18 protein-coding genes are annotated in these 16987 nt (G+C 74.7%); 6 read left to right on the top strand and 12 right to left on the bottom strand.

Annotated elements, in window-relative coordinates; all coding sequences use genetic code 11:
* Nucleotides 1-14: 14 nt before the first annotated feature.
* The 5 genes from C5507_RS15250 to C5507_RS15270 form a co-directional block, all read right to left on the bottom strand.
* Nucleotides 15-1112, bottom strand: a complete 1098-nt coding sequence (locus C5507_RS15250; RefSeq protein WP_104529371.1) for a FecCD family ABC transporter permease — start codon at nt 1110-1112, stop codon at nt 15-17.
* On the bottom strand, nt 1109-2164 hold the full coding sequence (locus C5507_RS15255) for a FecCD family ABC transporter permease (RefSeq protein ID WP_104529372.1): 1056 nt from the start codon (nt 2162-2164) through the stop codon (nt 1109-1111). The genes C5507_RS15250 and C5507_RS15255 overlap by 4 nt, the downstream gene beginning before the upstream one ends.
* 76 nt (nt 2165-2240) lie before the next feature.
* A complete protein-coding gene (locus C5507_RS15260; RefSeq protein ID WP_104529373.1) occupies nt 2241-2960 on the bottom strand; it encodes a mycothiol-dependent nitroreductase Rv2466c family protein in 720 nt (239 codons plus the stop codon).
* 42 nt (nt 2961-3002) lie between these two features.
* The gene (locus C5507_RS15265; RefSeq protein WP_104529374.1) at nt 3003-3497 is read right to left on the bottom strand and encodes a glutathione peroxidase; all 495 of its coding nucleotides are present in this window, start codon (nt 3495-3497) and stop codon (nt 3003-3005) included.
* 28 nt (nt 3498-3525) lie between these two features.
* Nucleotides 3526-3930, bottom strand: a complete 405-nt coding sequence (locus C5507_RS15270; protein ID WP_104529375.1) for a DUF2237 family protein — start codon at nt 3928-3930, stop codon at nt 3526-3528.
* A gap of 68 nt (nt 3931-3998) precedes the next feature.
* Here C5507_RS15270 and C5507_RS15275 point away from each other — a divergent pair, with 68 nt between their 5' ends.
* Entirely contained in the window at nt 3999-5978 is a 1980-nt protein-coding gene (locus tag C5507_RS15275) for an acetoacetate--CoA ligase (protein ID WP_104529376.1), read from the top strand.
* On the opposite strand, the gene C5507_RS15280 is transcribed toward C5507_RS15275, so the two are convergent.
* Entirely contained in the window at nt 5968-6627 is a 660-nt protein-coding gene (locus tag C5507_RS15280) for an NUDIX domain-containing protein (protein WP_242611220.1), read from the bottom strand. The two genes, C5507_RS15275 and C5507_RS15280, sit on opposite strands and share 11 nt — an antisense overlap.
* Before the next feature lie 116 nt (nt 6628-6743).
* Between C5507_RS15280 and C5507_RS15285 the strand changes: the two genes are divergently transcribed.
* Nucleotides 6744-8024 (top strand): acyl-CoA dehydrogenase family protein, encoded by a 1281-nt coding sequence (locus C5507_RS15285; RefSeq protein ID WP_104529378.1) that lies wholly within the window; start codon nt 6744-6746, stop codon nt 8022-8024.
* Between the two features lie 56 nt (nt 8025-8080).
* Here C5507_RS15285 and C5507_RS23530 read toward each other — a convergent pair whose 3' ends face one another.
* On the bottom strand, nt 8081-8197 hold the full coding sequence (locus C5507_RS23530; protein ID WP_428839421.1) for a DUF6188 family protein: 117 nt from the start codon (nt 8195-8197) through the stop codon (nt 8081-8083).
* Nucleotides 8175-8477, bottom strand: coding sequence for a hypothetical protein (locus C5507_RS15290; protein WP_104529379.1), 303 nt, complete (start codon nt 8475-8477; stop codon nt 8175-8177). Before C5507_RS15290 ends, C5507_RS23530 begins: the two co-directional genes overlap by 23 nt.
* 113 nt (nt 8478-8590) lie before the next feature.
* On the opposite strand from C5507_RS15290, the gene C5507_RS15295 reads away from it, so the two are divergent.
* Together C5507_RS15295 and C5507_RS15300 are read left to right on the top strand one after the other, a co-directional pair.
* Nucleotides 8591-9370, top strand: coding sequence for an alpha/beta fold hydrolase (locus C5507_RS15295; protein ID WP_242611390.1), 780 nt, complete (start codon nt 8591-8593; stop codon nt 9368-9370).
* 226 nt (nt 9371-9596) lie between these two features.
* Nucleotides 9597-10793, top strand: coding sequence for a glycosyltransferase (locus tag C5507_RS15300; protein ID WP_242611219.1), 1197 nt, complete (start codon nt 9597-9599; stop codon nt 10791-10793).
* Nucleotides 10794-10811: 18 nt separating this feature from the next.
* Here C5507_RS15300 and C5507_RS15305 read toward each other — a convergent pair whose 3' ends face one another.
* The 4 genes from C5507_RS15305 to C5507_RS15320 form a co-directional block, all read right to left on the bottom strand.
* Complete coding sequence (locus C5507_RS15305) at nt 10812-12050, bottom strand: MFS transporter (RefSeq protein WP_104529381.1); 1239 nt, start codon at nt 12048-12050, stop codon at nt 10812-10814.
* A 101-nt stretch (nt 12051-12151) separates the two neighbouring features.
* Nucleotides 12152-13252 (bottom strand): FUSC family protein, encoded by a 1101-nt coding sequence (locus C5507_RS15310; protein ID WP_104529382.1) that lies wholly within the window; start codon nt 13250-13252, stop codon nt 12152-12154.
* A gap of 123 nt (nt 13253-13375) precedes the next feature.
* A complete protein-coding gene (locus C5507_RS15315) occupies nt 13376-13888 on the bottom strand; it encodes a cupin domain-containing protein (RefSeq protein ID WP_104529383.1) in 513 nt (170 codons plus the stop codon).
* A 67-nt stretch (nt 13889-13955) separates the two neighbouring features.
* Nucleotides 13956-15665, bottom strand: a complete 1710-nt coding sequence (locus C5507_RS15320) for a glycoside hydrolase family 13 protein (RefSeq protein ID WP_104529384.1) — start codon at nt 15663-15665, stop codon at nt 13956-13958.
* Between the two features lie 148 nt (nt 15666-15813).
* On the opposite strand from C5507_RS15320, the gene C5507_RS15325 reads away from it, so the two are divergent.
* Complete coding sequence (locus tag C5507_RS15325) at nt 15814-16191, top strand: FKBP-type peptidyl-prolyl cis-trans isomerase (RefSeq protein WP_104529385.1); 378 nt, start codon at nt 15814-15816, stop codon at nt 16189-16191.
* 39 nt (nt 16192-16230) lie between these two features.
* Nucleotides 16231-16926: a DsbA family oxidoreductase gene (locus C5507_RS15330; protein WP_104529386.1), complete on the top strand. Its 696-nt coding sequence runs from the start codon at nt 16231-16233 to the stop codon at nt 16924-16926.
* Nucleotides 16927-16987: the final 61 nt, after the last annotated feature.

Genomic DNA, 16987 nt, shown 5'->3' on the forward strand with positions numbered 1-16987 from the left:
GATGTCGATCGTCCTCAGGTGAACCGCCGCCTTCCGCGGACCAGGAGCCAGAGCAGGTAGGGCGCGCCGATGGCGGCGGTGAGGATGCCGACCGGCAGCGCCTCGGGGAGCACGGTGCGGGTGACCAGGTCGGCACCCACGACGAGCAGCGCGCCGAGCAGCCCGGAGGCCAGCAGCGGCGGACGGGCGCCCCCGGTGAGCCGCACCGCGATCTGCGGGACGATCAGCGAGACGAAGGCGATCGGCCCGGCGGCGGAGACGGCGAACGCGACCAGCCCCACGGCGAGCAGCACGACGGCGGTCTGCGTGGGCGCCAGCCGTACGCCCAGCCCGCGCGCGGTGTCGTCGCCGAACTGCAGCACGGCCAGCAGCCGGCTCGTGGCCAGCGCGGCCGGCAGCAGCACCACCAGGGCCAGGGCCAGCGGCAGCGCGTCGTCCCAGGTCCGGGCGTTGAGCGAGCCGGTGATCCACACGTAGGCCGACGCCGCGTCGTAGATCTCGGCGTTGGTGAGCAGCCAGTCGGTGAGCGCGGTGCCCATCGCCCACAGCGCGATGCCGACCAGCACCAGCCGGTACCCGTCGATGCCCGCGCGCCAGGTGAGCAGGAACAGCAGGAACCCGGTGGTCAGCGCCCCGAGCAGCGCGGCCAGCGGGATGCCGAGCCCGCCCAGGACCGCCCCCGCCGACGTGCCCCCGGACAGCACGATCGCCGCCACGGCCCCGGCCGAGGCGCCGGTCGTGATGCCGAGGGTGTCGGGGGAGGCGAGCGGGTTGCGGGCGAAGGTCTGGAACAGCGCGCCGGCCATGCCCAGCGCCAGACCCACCAGCACCCCGACGACGACCCGCGGGGCGCGCAGCTCGAGGACGATGAACTCCTGCGGACCCTCGCCCAGCCCGGCCAGCGTGCGCAGCACGTCGACGACGCCGATGGGGAAGTCGCCGCGGCCCATGCTGACCGCCGACACCAGCACCAGCGCGATGAGCGCCACGAGCGGGACGGCGAGGTCGCGCCAGCGGACCACCCCGGAGACGCGCCCGAGCCGCACGACCCGCCCGCTGCGGACCGGCGGTGCCTGTGCCTCCGGTGCGTGGACCGGCGCCGCGACGCTCACAGCCCGGCCGCCTTGCGCCGGCGCACCAGCGCGATGAAGAACGGCGCGCCGATCAGCGCGAGCACGATGCCCACCTGCAGCTCCGCGGGCCGGGCGACGATCCGGCCGATCACGTCGGCGGCCAGCAGCAGCGCCGCGCCGAGCAGGGCCGAGCCGGGCAGCAGCCAGCGGTGGTCAGGGCCGGTCAGCGCCCGCACCACGTGCGGCACGACCAGGCCGACGAAGGCGATCGGGCCGCAGGCCGCGGTGGCCGCGCCGGCGAGCAGGGTGATCGCGGCCAGCCCGACCGCCCGGGCGAGCCAGATGCGCTGACCGAGGCCGCGGGCGACGTCCTCACCGAGGCCGAGCAGGTTGAGCGCCGGCGCGTTGACCAGCGCCAGCACCACGCCGACGGCGATGAACGGGGCGACCTGCCAGGCGACGTCGGCGCCGCGACCGGCGAGCGAGCCGACGACCCAGAACCGGAAGCTGTCCAGGGTCTGCTGGTCGCTGACCAGGATCGCCCGGACGAGGGCGTACATCAGCGCGGACAGCGCCGCGCCGGCCAGCGCCAGCGTCAGCGGGGTGGCGCCGCCGCGGCCGGCCGAGCCGATGGCGTAGACGAGCACGGTGCCGGCCAGCGCGCCGGCGAAGGCGAACCAGACGTAGCCGGCCGGGCTGGTCAGCCCCAGCAGCGAGATGGCCAGGACGACGGCCAGGCTGGCGCCCGCGGTGACGCCGAGCAGCCCCGGATCGCCGAGCGGGTTGCGGGTGTGGCCCTGCATGAGCGCCCCGGCCAGGCCGAGCGCCAGACCGACCATCAGGCCGAGCGCGGTGCGCGGCACCCGCAGCTGCCGGACGACGACGGCGTCGTCGGTGGTCAGCGCGGAGTCGAGGAGCGAGCCCCAGACGTCGCCGAGCCCGATGGACCGCGTGCCGACGGCGATGCTCGCCAGCGCGGCGGCTCCCACCAGCGCGAGCAGCAGCAGGAGCGTGCCCAGCCGCCGGGCGCGCAGCGGGCGCGCCGGCGTGCGCGCCGCGTCCCGGGCCGGGACGTCGACCGTGGTGGCCACGAGCAGCTCCCGGGACGGCGGTTGATCAGATAAGGCTTACCTTATCTCGCCGCGGCGGAGGTGCCCACCGGCGCCGTCACTTCTTCTGCCGCCGGCTGCCGCCGTGCCAGTCCTCCTCGACGCTGCCCTCGTCGGGTCGCCAGCCGAACCCGACCAGCTGCGGCCGCTCGCGGAGGCTGCGCTTGAGCTCGGCGAAGCCCGGGAACGAGGCCAGCCCGATGACGTGGTCCCACAGCGCGACGGCCTCCTCCTCGGCGGGCAGCCGGCTGATGACCGGGCCGAAGAACGCCACCCCCTCCGGCGGCTGGAACTGCAGGATCGGCGTGCCCACGTCCTTGCCGGTCAGCGACAGCGCCTCGTCGGTCTCCGCCTGGATCTGCGCGTCCCACGAGTCGTCGTCCAGGGCCGCGGCCAGGTCGATGGGCAGGCCGAGCCCGGCGAGGACCGGCTCGGCGAAATCGCGGGTGCCGCGGCGGCTCTCGTCGCCCGGCGCGTTCGGCGTCTCGAACACCTGCCCGCCGAGCGCCTCGTACAGCCGGGCGACGGCGTCCGGACCGTGCTCGGCGCGGGTGCGGGCGGCCAGGCGCAGCAGCCGGAGCCCCGAGGTGTGCCCGGCCTCGTACTCGGGCGGGAAGTGCGAGGCGTAGTCGACGTGCGCGTTGAGCAGCCGCAGCGAGATGAACCGCCACTCCACCGCGTACTCCCGCTGCGCGGCCACCATCCGGACCCACTTGCTGGTCATCCAGGCGAACGGGCACACGGGGTCGAACCAGAAGCGGAGATCGGCGTCGCTCATGGCCCGACGGTAGGGGGCGCGCCGGGTCCGCGCCGGACGACGTCAGGCGGGCAGGACCGACTCGATCGCGGCGCGGACCTCGGGCGCGTCGGGAAGGGTTCTCGGCCGGAATCGCGCGACGACCTGGCCGTGCCCGGAGACGACCCACTTCTCGAAGTTCCACGCGACCGGACCGGCCTCGCCGTCGACGTCGGGGGTGGTCGTCAGCTGCTGGAACAGCGGGTGCGCCCCCTCGCCGTTGACCTCGAGCTTCTCCGTCATCGGGAAGGTGACGCCGTAGGTGGCCGAGCAGAACTGCTCGATCTCCTCGGCGCTGCCGGGCTCCTGGCCCATGAACTGGTTGCACGGGACGCCGACGACGGCGAAGCCCCGCCCGGCGTACTCCTCGTGCAGCGCCTCCAGCGCGGTGTACTGCGGGGTCAGCCCGCAGCGGCTGGCCACGTTCACCACCAGCGCCGGGCCGCCCCGGGTCAGCTCCCGCAGGGTCGTGGGCTCGCCCTGCAGCGTGGTCACGGGCACGTCGAGGAGGTCGCTCATGGCCGCGGCAGCACCGCGGCGCCCGGCCCTATTCCAGGCTGCTGGCGTCGTCGGGCACGTCGACGGCGTGCCGCCGCAGCGCCTCCATCGGCACGATCTCCAGCGCGCGGGCGTTGGTCGCGGCCAGCACCACGCCCGACGCGGCGCCGGCCTGGTAGGCCTGCAGCCAGCGGACGGCGACGACGCACCAGCGGTCGCCCGGCTTGAGGCCCGGGAAGCCGTACTCCGGGCGCGGGGTGCTCAGGTCGTTGCCCAGCTCGCGCTGCATGGCCAGGAACTCGGTGGAGACGACGGCGCACACGGTGTGCCGGCCCAGGTCGTCGGGCCCGGTGGTGCAGTGCCCGTCGCGGTAGAAGCCGGTGACCGGGTCGGTGCCGCAGGGCTCCAGCGGGCCACCGAGGACGTTGCGCTCGTCGTCGGGATCGGGCAGCACGGTCGCTCCTGGGGGCCGGGACGGTCGGCGCCGTGGCCGGCGCGCGCCCAGGATGGCATCGTGCGGCCGTGACCGCCGCACCGTCGTCCCCCGAGGTCCTCTGGCAGCCCACCCCGGACTCGATCCGGGGCACGCAGATGGCCGCCTTCGCCGCCTTCGTGGCCGGGCGCCGCGGTCTCTCCTTCGGCGACCCGGTCGACTACGACGCCCTCTGGCGCTGGTCGGTCGAGCACCTCGACCAGTTCTGGGGCGACCTCGCGCGCTGGACGGGCGTGCTCGACGTCGCCGACGACCAGGTGCTCCCCTCGCGGGGAATGCCCGGCGCCGTCTGGTTCCCCGGGGGATGCGTGAACTACGCCGAGCAGGTGTTCCGGGCCGCCGCCGGTGGCCGGCCGGCGCTGATCGCCGTCGCCGAGGACGCCGGGCCGCGCGAGGTCAGCTGGGCGGCGCTGCGCGGGCAGGTGGGCGCGTTCGCCGCCACGCTGCGCCGGCTCGGCGTCCGCCCCGGCGACCGGGTGGCCGGCTACCTGCCGAACGTGCCCGAGACGGTCGTGGCCTTTCTCGGCGCCGCCTCGATCGGGGCGGTGTGGTCCTCCTGCGCGCCGGACTTCGGCACCCGCGCGGTGCTCGACCGGTTCGCGCAGATCGAGCCCACCGTGCTGGTCGCCGTCGACGGCTACCGGTGGGGCGGCCGTGAGCACGACCGGCGGGACGTCGTCGCCGAGCTGCGCGCCGGGCTGCCGACCGTCCGGACGACGGTCGCCGTCCCCCGGCTGTTCCCCGGCGAGGTCCCCGAGGGCGCCCTGGCGTGGGCCGACGCCGTGGCCGACGAGCAGGACCCGGTGTTCGAGGCGACGCCGTTCGACGCCCCGCTGTGGATCGTCTACAGCTCGGGCACCACCGGGCTGCCCAAGGGGATCGTGCACGGGCACGGCGGGGTGGTGCTCGAGCAACGCAAGTCCGGCACCTTGCACAGCGACCTGGGTCCCGGTGACCGCTTCTACTGGTACACCTCGACGGCCTGGATGATGTGGAACGTCGTGGTGTCCTCGCTCCTCAGCGGCGCGACCGCGGTGCTGCACGACGGCGCCCCGGCCCACCCGACGGTCGACGCGCAGTTCGCCCTCGCCGAGCGGGTGCGGTTCACCCACCTGGGCACGAGTCCCGGCTACCTCGCGGCCTGCCAGAAGGCCGGCGTCCGCCCCGGCGAGGACCACGACCTCTCCTCCGTCCGGGTGCTGTCCAGCACCGGGTCGCCGCTGCCGGCGGCGTCCTACGAGTGGGTCTACGACGCCGTGGGCGCCGACCTGCAGCTCACGTCGGCGTCCGGCGGCACCGACGTCGCGACCGGGTTCATCGGCAGCGCGCCGCTGCTCCCGGTGACGGCCGGCGAGCTGCAGCGGCCGATGCTCGGCGTCGCGGTGGCCTCCTGGAACGAGGAGGGGCAGCCGGTGGTCGGCGAGCTCGGCGAGCTGGTGGTCACCGAGCCGATGCCCTCGATGCCGCTGCACTTCTGGAACGATCCGGACGGCGCCCGCTACCGCGCCGCGTACTTCGAGCCGTGGCCCGGCGTCTGGCGGCACGGCGACTGGCTGGAGATCACCGAGCGCGGCACCTGCGTGATCACCGGCCGGTCGGACTCGACGCTCAACCGCGGCGGCGTGCGCATGGGCACCGCCGACATCTACGCCGCCGTCGAGGCGTTCCCGGAGGTGCTCGACTGCGTCGTCCTCGGCGTGGAGCTGCCCGAGGGCGGCTACTGGATGCCGCTGTTCGTGCAGCTGGCAGCGGGGGAGGAGCTCACCGCCGAGCTGGTCGACCGGCTCAGGACGGCGATCCGGACCCAGGCCAGCCCGCGGCACGTGCCCGACGAGGTCATCGCCGTACCCGGCGTGCCGCACACCCGCACCGGCAAGCGGCTGGAGGTGCCGCTCAAGCGGCTGTTCCAGGGCGTCGACCCGGCGAAGGCCGTCAACACCGGCACCGTCGACGACGCCTCGCTGGTCGAGCACTACATCGGCCTGGCGAGGGCGCGGCTCAGCTCCTGAACGGTCCGCGCAGCGCGGCCCAGTGCAGGAGCATCACGGTCTTCGCGTCGGCGATCCGGCCGTCGTCGACCATGTCCAGGGCCTCGTCGAAGGGCAGCTCGACGACCTCGATGTCCTCGCCCTCCTCGGCCAGCCCGCCGCCGGCGCCGGTGCGGTCGGCCGGCCGGTACGGGGCGGCGTAGAAGTGCAGCCGCTCGGTGACCGAGCCGGGGCTCATGAACACGTCGTACACGTGCTGGACCTCCCCGAGCGTGACCCCGAGCTCCTCCTCGGCCTCCCGCCGGATGGCGACCTCCGGGGCGTCGTCGTCCAGCAGCCCGGCGGCGGCCTCCAGCAGCAGCCCGTCCGGGTGCCCGTTGACGTAGACCGGGTAGCGGAACTGCCGGGTGAGCAGCACCGTGCGCCGTTCCGGGTCGTAGGGCAGCAGCGTCGCGCCGTTGCCCCGGTCGTAGGTCTCGCGCTGCTCGGTCACCCACTCGCCGTCGCTGCGGCGCCGGTCCAGGGTGGTCCGCCGCAGCACGTGCCAGCCGCTGGCCAGGAGCTCGACGTCCCTGACGACGACGTCGGGGTTGCCGGTCAGGTCGCGCCCGACCTGGTCCAGGCCGGTGCGGCCGCGGGAGTCGGGAACGTCGATGCCAGGCACGCTCACGGGGACATCTTGGCCGGTGAGGCTCGTCACCTGCGCGGATGATCGCGTCGTGCGCCGGGCAGTGACCACCGCCGAGGTGTACGTGCTCATCCGCCCGACCGAGGAGGCCGACGACGATGACGTCGAGCGCCAGCCCCGCCAGCGAGACCGCCGCCGAGATCTGGGAGCCGCAGCCGCCGGCGCTGCTGCCGCCGTGGCACACCCCGGAGCGCGAGGCGCTGATGGGGCAGGCGCGCCGGTTCGCGATGGACGAGGTGCTCCCGGTCGCCGGCGAGCTCGACCCGCAGAAGGGCGAGATCCCGGCCTCGCTCCTCTCCGGCATGGCCGAGCGAGGCTGGTTCGGCATCACCGTGCCGGCCGAGCAGGGCGGCCTGGGCCTCGGCGTCTTCGAGTACTGCATGGTCAGCGAGGAGCTGGCGCGTGCCTGGATGTCGACGGCCAGCATCCTGGCCCGCTCCCAGGGCCTCGGGACGGCGGTCCTCGACGCCGACCGCCGGCACGACCTGATGGCCCGCAGTGCCCGTGGCGACTGGATCGGTGCGATCGCCCTGTCCGAGCCCGACGCCGGGTCCGACCTCGCGGGCGTCACCACCCGAGCGGTCCTGGACGGCGACGAGTGGGTCGTCACCGGGCGCAAGCGCTGGTGCGGCAACGCCAAGGCCGCCGACTTCATCCAGGTGCTGGTGCGCGAGCGGGAGCCGGCCGACGGGGAGTCCCGCTCCGCCGGCCTGCTCAACCTGCTGCTGGAGAAGAAGCGCGGCGAGTTCCCCGAGGGCCTCACCGGCTCCCCGATCGACAAGATCGGCTACCACGGTTTCCTCACCTGGGACCTGACCTTCGACGGCGTCCGGATCCCTGCGGACAACGTGATCGACCAGGCCAGGGCCGCGCAGGAGGACAGCGCCGCGGAGGGCGACGCCGCCGAGCAGGCCGGGTTCGCCGAGGCGCAGAAGTTCCTGAACACCGCCCGCGTGCACACCGCCGCGCGTGCGGTGGGCCTGGCCCGCGCCGCGCTGGAGGACTCGATCCGCTACCTGCAGGAGCGCGAGCAGTTCGGCCACCCGATCGCCGACTTCCAGGCGCTGCGCTTCAACGTCGCCGAGATGGCCTCGCAGATCGAGCAGTCCCGCGCCTTCTACCGGCAGGTCGCCCACCTGCTCGACCTCGGGCTGCCGGTGGCCAAGGAGGCCTCGATGGTGAAGCTCGAGGCCACCGAGATGTCGATCCGCGTCACCAACCAGGCCATGCAGCTGCACGGCGGCAACGGCTACACGACCGAGCGGCAGGTGGAGCGGCACTGGCGCGACGCCCGCCTGACGACGATCTTCGAGGGCACCAGCGAGATCCAGAAGCGGATCATCAGCGACCGCCTGCTGCCCCGCTCGCCCCTCAGCTGAGCCGTTGCGCGCTGATCGACGTCTCGCCCCCCGCTGAGACGTCGTTCAGCGCGCACTCACGCCGGCCGGGCGGACCAGATCGCGAGCCCACCGCTGGGCAGGCACACGATCAGCTCGCCGTCCGGCCCGTCCAGCTGCCACGCCTCGTAGTCACCCTCGGGTACGCACCGGATCGTGGTTCCGGCCGCGTGAGCTGAGGGTTCCGTCCTCGCCGATGCCGACGGCGTCCAGGTCGGCGACCAGCAGCGGCATGTGCGCGGCCACGCAGGCGATGCTCGTCGGCTCGGCCGGGACCGTGTCGCCGACGCTCGTGGCGGCGCCGAGGCGCACCTCCCACGACGTGCTGGACCTGAGCACCAGCCCGCCCGCTTGGACGCCGAGCTCGTCGAGGTAGCCGCCCGCCATCGAGCGGATCATCCCGTTGGTGTTCGCGACGTCGTCCCCCCGGGCCACGCCGCAGCGTAGCCGCCGCGACTGTGCGCAGATCGTGGTGATGGAGCCGCGGTCACCACGATCTGCGCACGAGGGTCACGCCCCGCCCTGGCGGGTAGGGGCCAGCGGTGACGATGACCGCGGACCGCGCAGGATCCGGCCCTCCGCTCGTCCTCGTGCACGGTCTGGGCGGGTCGTGGCGCACCTGGCAGCCCGTGCTCGCCGGCCTGAGCGCGCACCGCACCGTCGTCGCCGTCGACCTGCCGGGGTTCGCCGGCGGCAGCCCACCGCTGCCCGATCCCTCCATGGGCACCCTCACCGACGCCCTCGAGCAATGGCTGCGTGCCGAAGGGCTGGCCGACGCGTCGCTGGTCGGGAGCTCGCTCGGCGCCCGCATGGTGCTCGAGCTCAGCCGGCGGGGGACGGGTGCGGACAACGTCGCCCTCGACCCCGGCGGGTTCTGGACCGACCGGGAGGCGGCGGTCTTCCGCGCCAGCATCGCGGCGTCGGTCGCACTCCTCCGCCGGATCCGGCCCGTCCTGCCCGCGTTGCTGGGCAACCCGGCCGGCCGGACGGCGCTGCTGGCGCAGTTCTCCGCACGCCCCTGGGCCCTGGACGCCGACGTGGTCCGCACCGAGCTCGAGGGCTACCTCGACTCGCCGTCCTTCGGCGCGGTGCTCGACGACCTGGCCCGCGGCCCGAAGCAGCAGGGGGCGCCGGCCGGCACGCTGCCGGGCCGCCTGACCATCGGCTGGGGCCGCCGGGACCGGGTCACCCTGGCCCGCCAGGCGGCCCGGGCCGCCGCGGCGTTCCCCGACGCGGAGCTGCACTGGTTCGCGAGGTCCGGGCACTTCCCGCTGTGGGACGAGCCCGAGGAGACCGTCCGGCTGGTGCTGGAACGCACGTCGGGCTGAGTCGCCCGCCGTGAGCGGCATGCCCACCCGTCGGGCCTCGACCCGGTCGAGGGTCAACAGTGCCCGATGGCGTGGTGCAGGTGGGGTCCGCGGGGTGGTGAGGGGAGAGCGGCGTCGGACCGTCGTGGCGTCGTCGGCCGCCGTGCACCCGCCGGACACCTCGGCTGCTGATCCTGGGCGCGTCCAGGACCCGCCATGGGCCCTCCGGCACGAGGGAAGACCCGCCGTGACCCCTGCGCGACCGCTCTCCCCACCCGGCCTCGGCAGGCGCGCGACGCCGGAGGGCCTGCGGGTCGTCGTCGTCGCCGAGACCTTCCGCCCGGCGGTCAACGGCGTGGCCGGCTCCGTGCTGCGCGCCGTCGACCACCTCGCCGTCCGCGGGCACGACCCGGTCGTCCTCGCGCCCAGCGGCCAGTCCTACGAGTCGGCCTGCGGGGCGCGGATCCCGGTCGTGACGGTGCCCTCGATGCGGCTGCCGGTGTACCGGCACCTGCCGTTGGCCCGCCCGGGCGTCGACGTCACGCGGGCGCTCGCCGACCTCGCACCCGACGTCGTCCACCTGGCCTCGCCGGCGGTGCTCGGAGCGGCGGCCGGCCGGGCGGCGCGGACGCTCGGCATCCCCTCGGTGGCCGTGTTCCAGACCGACCTCGCCGCCTTCGCGCGGCGCTACCGCGTGCCCGGCGGGACGGCCGCTGCCTGGCGGGCCCTGCGTGCGGTGCACGCGAGCGCCGACCTCACGCTGGCGCCGTCCTCGTCGGCCGCCGCGCTGCTGCGACGGCACGGCATCGGGCCGGTGGCGCTGTGGGCCCGCGGCGTCGACCTGGTCCAGTTCGCACCGGGACGGCGGGACGCGTGGCTGCGCGGCCAGCTCGCCCCGAACGGCGAGCTGCTGGTCGGGGTGGTGGCGCGGCTGGCCGTGGAGAAGCGGCTCGAGCTGCTGGCCGGGGTGAGCCGGCTGCCCGGCGTCCGACTGGTCGTCGTGGGCGACGGCCCCTGTCGCGGGCGGCTGGCCCAGGCGCTCCCCGAGGCGGTCTTCCTCGGCCAGCGCACCGGGGACGGGTTGGCCCGGATCGTCGCCTCGTTGGACCTCTTCGTGCACCCGGGGCCCGACGAGACGTTCTGCCAGGCGGTGCAGGAGGCGCTCGCCGCCGGCGTGCCCGCGGTTGTGGCGGCGTCGGGCGGGCCGCTGGACCTCGTGCGGCACGGCGAGAACGGCTGGCTGTGGGCGGGGCAGGACCCCGAGCTCCTCGCCGCGGTGGTCGCCGGGCTCCGGGACGACCGGCTGGCGCTGCGGGCCGCGGCGGCCCGCACCCGCTCGTCGGTCGAGCACCGCACCTGGGCCCGCGTCGGCGACCAGCTGATCAGCCACTACGGCGGCGTGCTCGCGCGCACCCCGCAGGTGGCCCCGCTGCGCAGCGCCTGAGCGGGGCGGTCCCGACCCTCAGCCCGCGCGGATCGCCTCGTCGGCGTGCGCGATGTGCGCCAGCTCCCGCCAGATGAGGACCAGGATGATCGCCGACCCCACGAAGGCGAACCAGAACGGGCCGGTGATGCCCCAGATCCTCGCGATGGCCCCGCCCAGCGCCTGGCCGACGACGATCCCGCCGAAGAGGCCGATCATGTAGAGGCTGCCCACGCGTCCTTGCAGCTCGGCCGGCACCGCCCGCATCCGGACCGTGCGCGACGTCGTCCCCCACACGAAGATGTGCGCCCCGAAGACGAACATGATCAGCAGGGCGACCCAGCCGGTCGTGGCCAGTGCCAGGCCCAGGTGGGTGAAGGTCTCGACCAGCAGGCCGGCACGCATGATCGAGCCCAGGCTGGCGTGCCGCTCCAGCCAGTCGTAGGCCGGGGAGGCGACCAGCCCGCCGACCGCCCCGGCCGTCGTGAGCAGGCCGAAGCCCACCGGGCCCATGTCGAGCCGCTCGGTCGCGTAGAGCACCAGCACCGACCAGGCCGCGCCGTAGGTGACGTTGAACGTGACGATCGTGAGCGTCAGGGTCCGCACCGCGCGGTTGCCCCAGGTCCAGCGGAACCCCTCGGCGATGTCGCGGCGCACGTGCCGGGGGCCCTGCGGGGCGGGCAGCCGGGGCACCGCCATCCGTGCGACCAGCAGTGCGCCGAGCAGCAGGCACACCACCTGGACGACGAACGGCCAGGCCAGGCCGGCGGCGAAGAGGGCAGCGCCAAGCGCGGGGCCCACCAGCTCGTTCATCGTGATCCGCGCGGTGGTCAGCCGGGCATTGCCGATGCCGAGGTCGGCCTTGGCCACGACCATCGGCAGCAGCGTGCCGGTGGTGGTGTCGACGAAGACCTCGGCGGTGCCCAGGAGGAACATCGCGGCGAGCACCACCGGCACGTTCACCGCGTCGGTGACCAGCGCGGCGACGAGGACGACCAGGACGACGGCGCGCAGCAGATCCCCGACGATCACCACCCGGCGGCGGTCCAGCCGGTCGGCGAGGACGCCGGCGTGCAGCCCGAGGAGCAGCCACGGCAGCCGCTGCAGCAGACCGGCCAGCGCGACGAGCAGCGGGTCGGAGGTCTGCGCGGCGACCAGCAGCGGGCCCGCCGCCAGCGCGATCCCGTCGCCGAGGTTGCCCACCCAGGCGGAGCCGACCAGCCAGCGGAACGGCGTGCCCATGCGGACCGGGAGCACTGCATCGACGACCCGGCCCACGAGGAGGAGACGGTAGGCGATGTCCGGACCGGCGGGAACGCCCGTGTCAGGCAAGTCGCCGGGCGCGGGCCTCCCGGGGCCGGGCTCGACCGGGCCGCGGGTCAGGCATCGTCCGCCGGACGGACAGCGGTCAGCGACCGGCGGACGTTGTCCACGATGTTCCCGGCCTCGAACAGGTCGTCGTCGGAGGTCGCCCGGGCGCGGCGCAGCTCGGCGGTGAACTCCGCCACGGCGGCGTCGGCGGCGCGCATGGCCCCGATGTCGGCGGCCGCGCCGTCGACCGAGCGGAGGACGTCCGCCAAGGCCGCGAGGGTGCGGGCCGCCGCCGGGCGCAGGTGCGGTCCCAGGGCCACCCGCTCGTTCTCCGCGATCTCGGTCTCGGCGATGACCAGGGTGAGGTCCTCGACGAGCAGGGTGAGGCGCTCGAGCGCGCGGGCCTGCCGGTACAGCCGGTCGGCGGCGTCCCGGTAGCGCCCGGCGCGCCGGTTCCCGCGGCGGGCGTCGTCGGTCTGCCGGACGGCCGCGCGCATCTGGGCCAGCAGCGGGTCGATCGTGCGGATCCGCCCGCGCCACTCGTCCTGCGTCGGCGGGTGCTCCTGCCGCAGCCCGTCCACCACGTCGTCGAGCTGCCCGGCGAGGGTGTCGCGCAGCGTGCCGAGGGACTGCTCCGCGGGCGCCAGGGGCAGGGGTGGGAACGCGGCGTTCACCAGGATGCCGACGACGGCCCCGCCGAAGGTCAGCCCGGCGAAGCCGAGGACGTACCCGGCCGGGTTCTGGGCGCCGAGGATCAGCACGAACAGAGCCGCCGTCGGCAGCCAGCTGCTGGAGCTGCCGAGCCGGGTCCACCCGGCGAGCAGGACGCCGGCGGCGACCACCACGGCCAGGGTCAGCAGCTCGGGACCGAGGACGGCGTCGCCCACGAGCGCGACCGCCGCGCCCAGGACGATGGCGGTCACCGTCTGCAGCGACTCCCGGACCGAGCCCGCCAGCGTGGCGGCGGTCGTGGCGATGACCGCCCCGAGCGGCGCGTAGTAGGGGTAGTCGTCGAGCGGTCCGGGCACCAGGTGCGCCAGCCACCAGGCCGCCGTAGCGGCGATCGCCGCCCGGACGGCCAGGCCGATCCGCGGCTGGCGGGCCCAGATCCGCGGCGCCGACGCCCAGCCGCGGAGGCGGCGCTCGGCGCCGGCCGTGCGCTGCTGCATCGTCGTCCCACCCGTCCCCGGTCGCTCGTCGGCCCGGTCCGGCATTGCACCACGGCGAACCGCCGACCCCGTCGCGGGAGGTGCGCCCGGCGGGCCAGGTGCGCGTCGCTCCCTGCGGCGGGTTCACCAGGTGGGTGGGGTGAGGCCGTAGCGCCGGAGGACGTCGGCCTGCCACTCGGGCTCGCCGAACTCCAGGCCGTAGGAGGCGGCGACGGCGACGAAGGCGGCCGGGTCGGTCGTGCCCGCCTCGGCGAGGTCGGCGACGTCGCGGAAGAACAGCTCGAACCCCGCGGGGCTGATGATCTCGATCATGCGCGCCGGCGTCGACCCGGCGTTCCACATGGCGTGCATCTCGCCGCGTGGCTTGGTGATGTAGCCGCCGGGCCCGAGCACCGCCTCCCGGTCGCCGGACCGGAAGCCGATCTCGCCCTCGACGACGATCGAGTACTCGTCCTCGCGGGTGTGCAGGTGCGCCGACACGTAGGCGCCCACCGCGAACGGGTGCTCGACCACCGCCACCGAGCCCCCGGTGTCCGCGCCCCACAGCTTGAAGGCGACGCCGACGCCGTCCCCCAGGTCGGCCGTGCGGCCCTCGCCCGGCCGCACGACGGTCAGCGGCGGTGCGCCGTCGTCCATGGTCGCTCCCGGGGCTCGGATCGCGCTCATCGTGGAGCCGGGGACCCGCCCGTGTCGAGGGGCCGGGTCACGGCAGGCGCAGGACGCGGGCCTCCCACGGGCGCAGCTCGGCGGGGTCGTCGTCGGCCATGTTGCCGAGCACCAGCTCGGCGGCCGGTGCCTCGGGCAGCAGCTCGGCCAGCCGGTACGGCGTCCGCGACAGGTTGCAGACGACGAGCAGCTCCGCCCCCTCCAGCGAGCGGGTGAACGCGTACACCTCGTCGTGGTCGGGCAGCAGCATGGTGAAGTCGCCCAGCGCCACGACGTCGTCGCTGTGCCGGAGCGCGATCAGCCGCCGGTAGTGGGCCAGCACCGAGCCGGCGTCGTCCCGCTGCGCCGCCGCATTCCACTCGACGGAGTCGGGGTTCACCGGCAGCCACGGCGTCCCGCTGGTGAACCCCGCGTTCGCGGAGGCGTCCCACTGCACCGGCGTGCGGGCGTTGTCCCGGCTCATGGTGCGCAGCGCCGCCAGCACGTGCGCCGGGTCCTCACCGGCCGACACCGCCTGCACGTGGTGGTTGAGCGACTCGACGTCGGCGAAGTCCTCCAGCGAGGTGAACGGGAAGTTGGCCATCCCGATCTCCTCGCCCTGGTAGACGTACGGCGTCCCGCGGTGCAGGTGCAGCAGCGTGGCCAGGCAGGTGGCGGAGTGGCGCCGGAACCCGGGGGAGTCGTCGCCGAAGCGGGAGACGGCGCGCGGCTGGTCGTGGTTGTCCCAGTAGAGGGAGTTCCACCCGGCGTCGGCCAGCCCCGCCTGCCAGCGGCCGAAGGATGCCTTGAGGTCGCGCATCCGCAGCGGTCGGACGTCCCACTTCGACATCCCGTGGTCCAGGCCGACGTGCTCGAACTGGAAGACCATGTCCACCTCGGCGCGCGCCGGATCGGTGAACAGCCGGGCCTCCTCGACCGTGACGCCGGGCATCTCGCCGACAGTGAGGAACGTTCCGTCCCGACCGGCGAACACCTCGCGGTGCATCTCGGCCAGGAACTCGTGGATCCGCGGCCCGCACAGGTAGGAGGCCGAGCCGTCACCCAGCGACGACCCGGGCAGCGGCGGGCCGTCGTGCAGGTGGCCGTCCGCGGCGACGTCCTTGCTGATCATGTTGATGACGTCCATGCGGAAGCCGTCGACCCCGCGGTCGAGCCACCACCGCATCATCGCGTGGATCGCGTGCCGGACCTGCCGGTTCTCCCAGTTCAGGTCGGGCTGCCGGCGGTCGAACAGGTGCAGGTAGTACTCGCCCGAGGCCTCGTCGAGCTCCCAGACCGGCCCGGAGAAGAACGACTGCCAGTTGGTCGGCTCGGCCCCCGGGGCGCCGGCCGCCATGCCGCCGCGCGGCGGGCGCCACCAGTACCAGTCGCGCTTGGGGGAGTCCTTCGACGAGCGGGACTCCAGGAACCACGGGTGCTGGTCGCTGGTGTGGTTGACCACCAGGTCCATCAGCAGCTTCATCCCGCGCTCGTGCAGGGCGGCGATCAGCTCGTCGAGCTGCTCCAGCGTGCCGAACAGTGGGTCGATGCCCTGGTAGTCGCTGATGTCGTAGCCGTTGTCGGCCTGCGGCGAGGGATAGACCGGGGACAGCCACAGGACGTCGACGCCGAGGTCGGCCAGGTGGTCGATCCGCTGCAGCACCCCGCCGAGGTCGCCGATGCCGTCGCCGTCGGAGTCCTGGAACGAGCGCGGGTAGACCTGGTAGACGACGGCGCGGGTCCACCACGCGGGCTGGTCAGCGGCCATGGGCCCAGCCCAGCACGCGGCGGGGCGGCCCGCACGGTCAAGCCGGCGGGAGCCGGCGAGCGCGACCGCTCCCCGGCACCCGTCGCGATGCGCTGCTTGGATGGGGGACGACGGCGCCGGGACCGACCCGGCGCGGGGAAGGAGAACCGTGCCCGAGCTGACCCGACCCGAGGTCGAGCCGCCGACCGGGCCCGCCCCCGACGACCTGGTGATCGAGGACCTCGTCGTCGGCGAGGGCCAGGAGGCCGAGGCCGGCGACCTGGTGAGCGCGCACTACGTGGGCGTCACGCACGACGGCGGCGAGCAGTTCGACGCCTCCTGGGACCGCGGCGACCCGCTGGAGTTCCGCGTGGGCGTCGGCATGGTCATCCAGGGCTGGGACGAGGGCATCGTCGGCATGAAGGTCGGCGGCCGCCGCCGGCTCACCATCCCGGCGCACAAGGCCTACGGCGAGCGCGGCGCCGGCGGCGTCATCAAGCCCGGCGCCACCCTCGTCTTCGTGGTGGACCTCGTCGGCATCCGCTGACCCGGAATCGTCGAGCAGGCACACGACGTTGGGCCGGGCATGCAGGTAGAGGTCTGGTCCGACGTCGTGTGCCCGTGGTGCTACATCGGGAAGCGCCGCCTGGAGGCCGCGCTGGAGAAGTTCCCGCACCGCGACCAGGTCGAGGTCGTCTGGCGTTCCTTCCAGCTCGACCCCACCGCTCCCGAGGGGGAGGTGCACCCGACGCTGCCCGCGCTGGCCGCCAAGTACGGCACCAGCGTCGAGCAGATGCGGCAGAACATGGCCCAGGTCGAGCAGGTGGCCGCCGGCGAGGGCCTGCAGTACCACCTGACGGACGCCGTCAGCGGCAACACCCTGCTGGCCCACGAGCTGCTGCACCTGGCCGCCGAGCACGGCAGGCGCAACGAGCTCAAGGAGCTCCTGCTGCACGCCTACTTCGAGAAGGGCCGGTCGGTCTTCGACGTCGACTCCCTCGTCCCGCTCGCCGTCCAGGTGGGCCTCGACGAGGCCGAGGTGCGCGAGGCGCTGGGGGACCGGCGCCACCTGGCCGCCGTGCAGCAGGACAGCGCCACCGCGCAGTCGCTGGGCGCCACCGGCGTCCCGTTCTTCGTGGTCGACCGCACGTACGGCGCCGCCGGCGCCCAGCCCGCCGAGCTGCTGCTCCAGATGCTGGAGCGGGCCTGGGCCGACGCGAACCCGCTGATCACGGTCCCGGCCGCCGAGGGCTGCACGGAAGACGGCTGCGCGGTCAGCTGAGCCCGCGATTGCGCGCCGAGGGACGTCTCGGGGGCCTCCGAGACGTCCTCCGGTGCGCATG

Source organism: Blastococcus saxobsidens, from assembly GCF_002938435.1.
In the GTDB taxonomy this organism is placed as follows: domain Bacteria; phylum Actinomycetota; class Actinomycetes; order Mycobacteriales; family Geodermatophilaceae; genus Blastococcus; species Blastococcus saxobsidens.

Bases quoted from the DNA above. Each gene is read 5' to 3' on its own strand.
- C5507_RS15260 (WP_104529373.1), bottom strand. From the start codon at position 2,960: ATGAGCGACGCCGATCTCCGCTTCTGGTTCGACCCCGTGTGCCCGTTC.
- C5507_RS15295 (WP_242611390.1), top strand. From the start codon at position 8,591: ATGACCGCGGACCGCGCAGGATCCGGCCCTCCGCTCGTCCTCGTGCAC.
- C5507_RS15285 (WP_104529378.1), top strand. From the start codon at position 6,744: ATGACGTCGAGCGCCAGCCCCGCCAGCGAGACCGCCGCCGAGATCTGG.
- C5507_RS15265 (WP_104529374.1), bottom strand. From the start codon at position 3,497: ATGAGCGACCTCCTCGACGTGCCCGTGACCACGCTGCAGGGCGAGCCC.
- C5507_RS15330 (WP_104529386.1), top strand. From the start codon at position 16,231: ATGCAGGTAGAGGTCTGGTCCGACGTCGTGTGCCCGTGGTGCTACATC.
- C5507_RS15315 (WP_104529383.1), bottom strand. From the start codon at position 13,888: ATGGACGACGGCGCACCGCCGCTGACCGTCGTGCGGCCGGGCGAGGGC.
- C5507_RS15320 (WP_104529384.1), bottom strand. From the start codon at position 15,665: ATGGCCGCTGACCAGCCCGCGTGGTGGACCCGCGCCGTCGTCTACCAG.
- C5507_RS15310 (WP_104529382.1), bottom strand. From the start codon at position 13,252: ATGCAGCAGCGCACGGCCGGCGCCGAGCGCCGCCTCCGCGGCTGGGCG.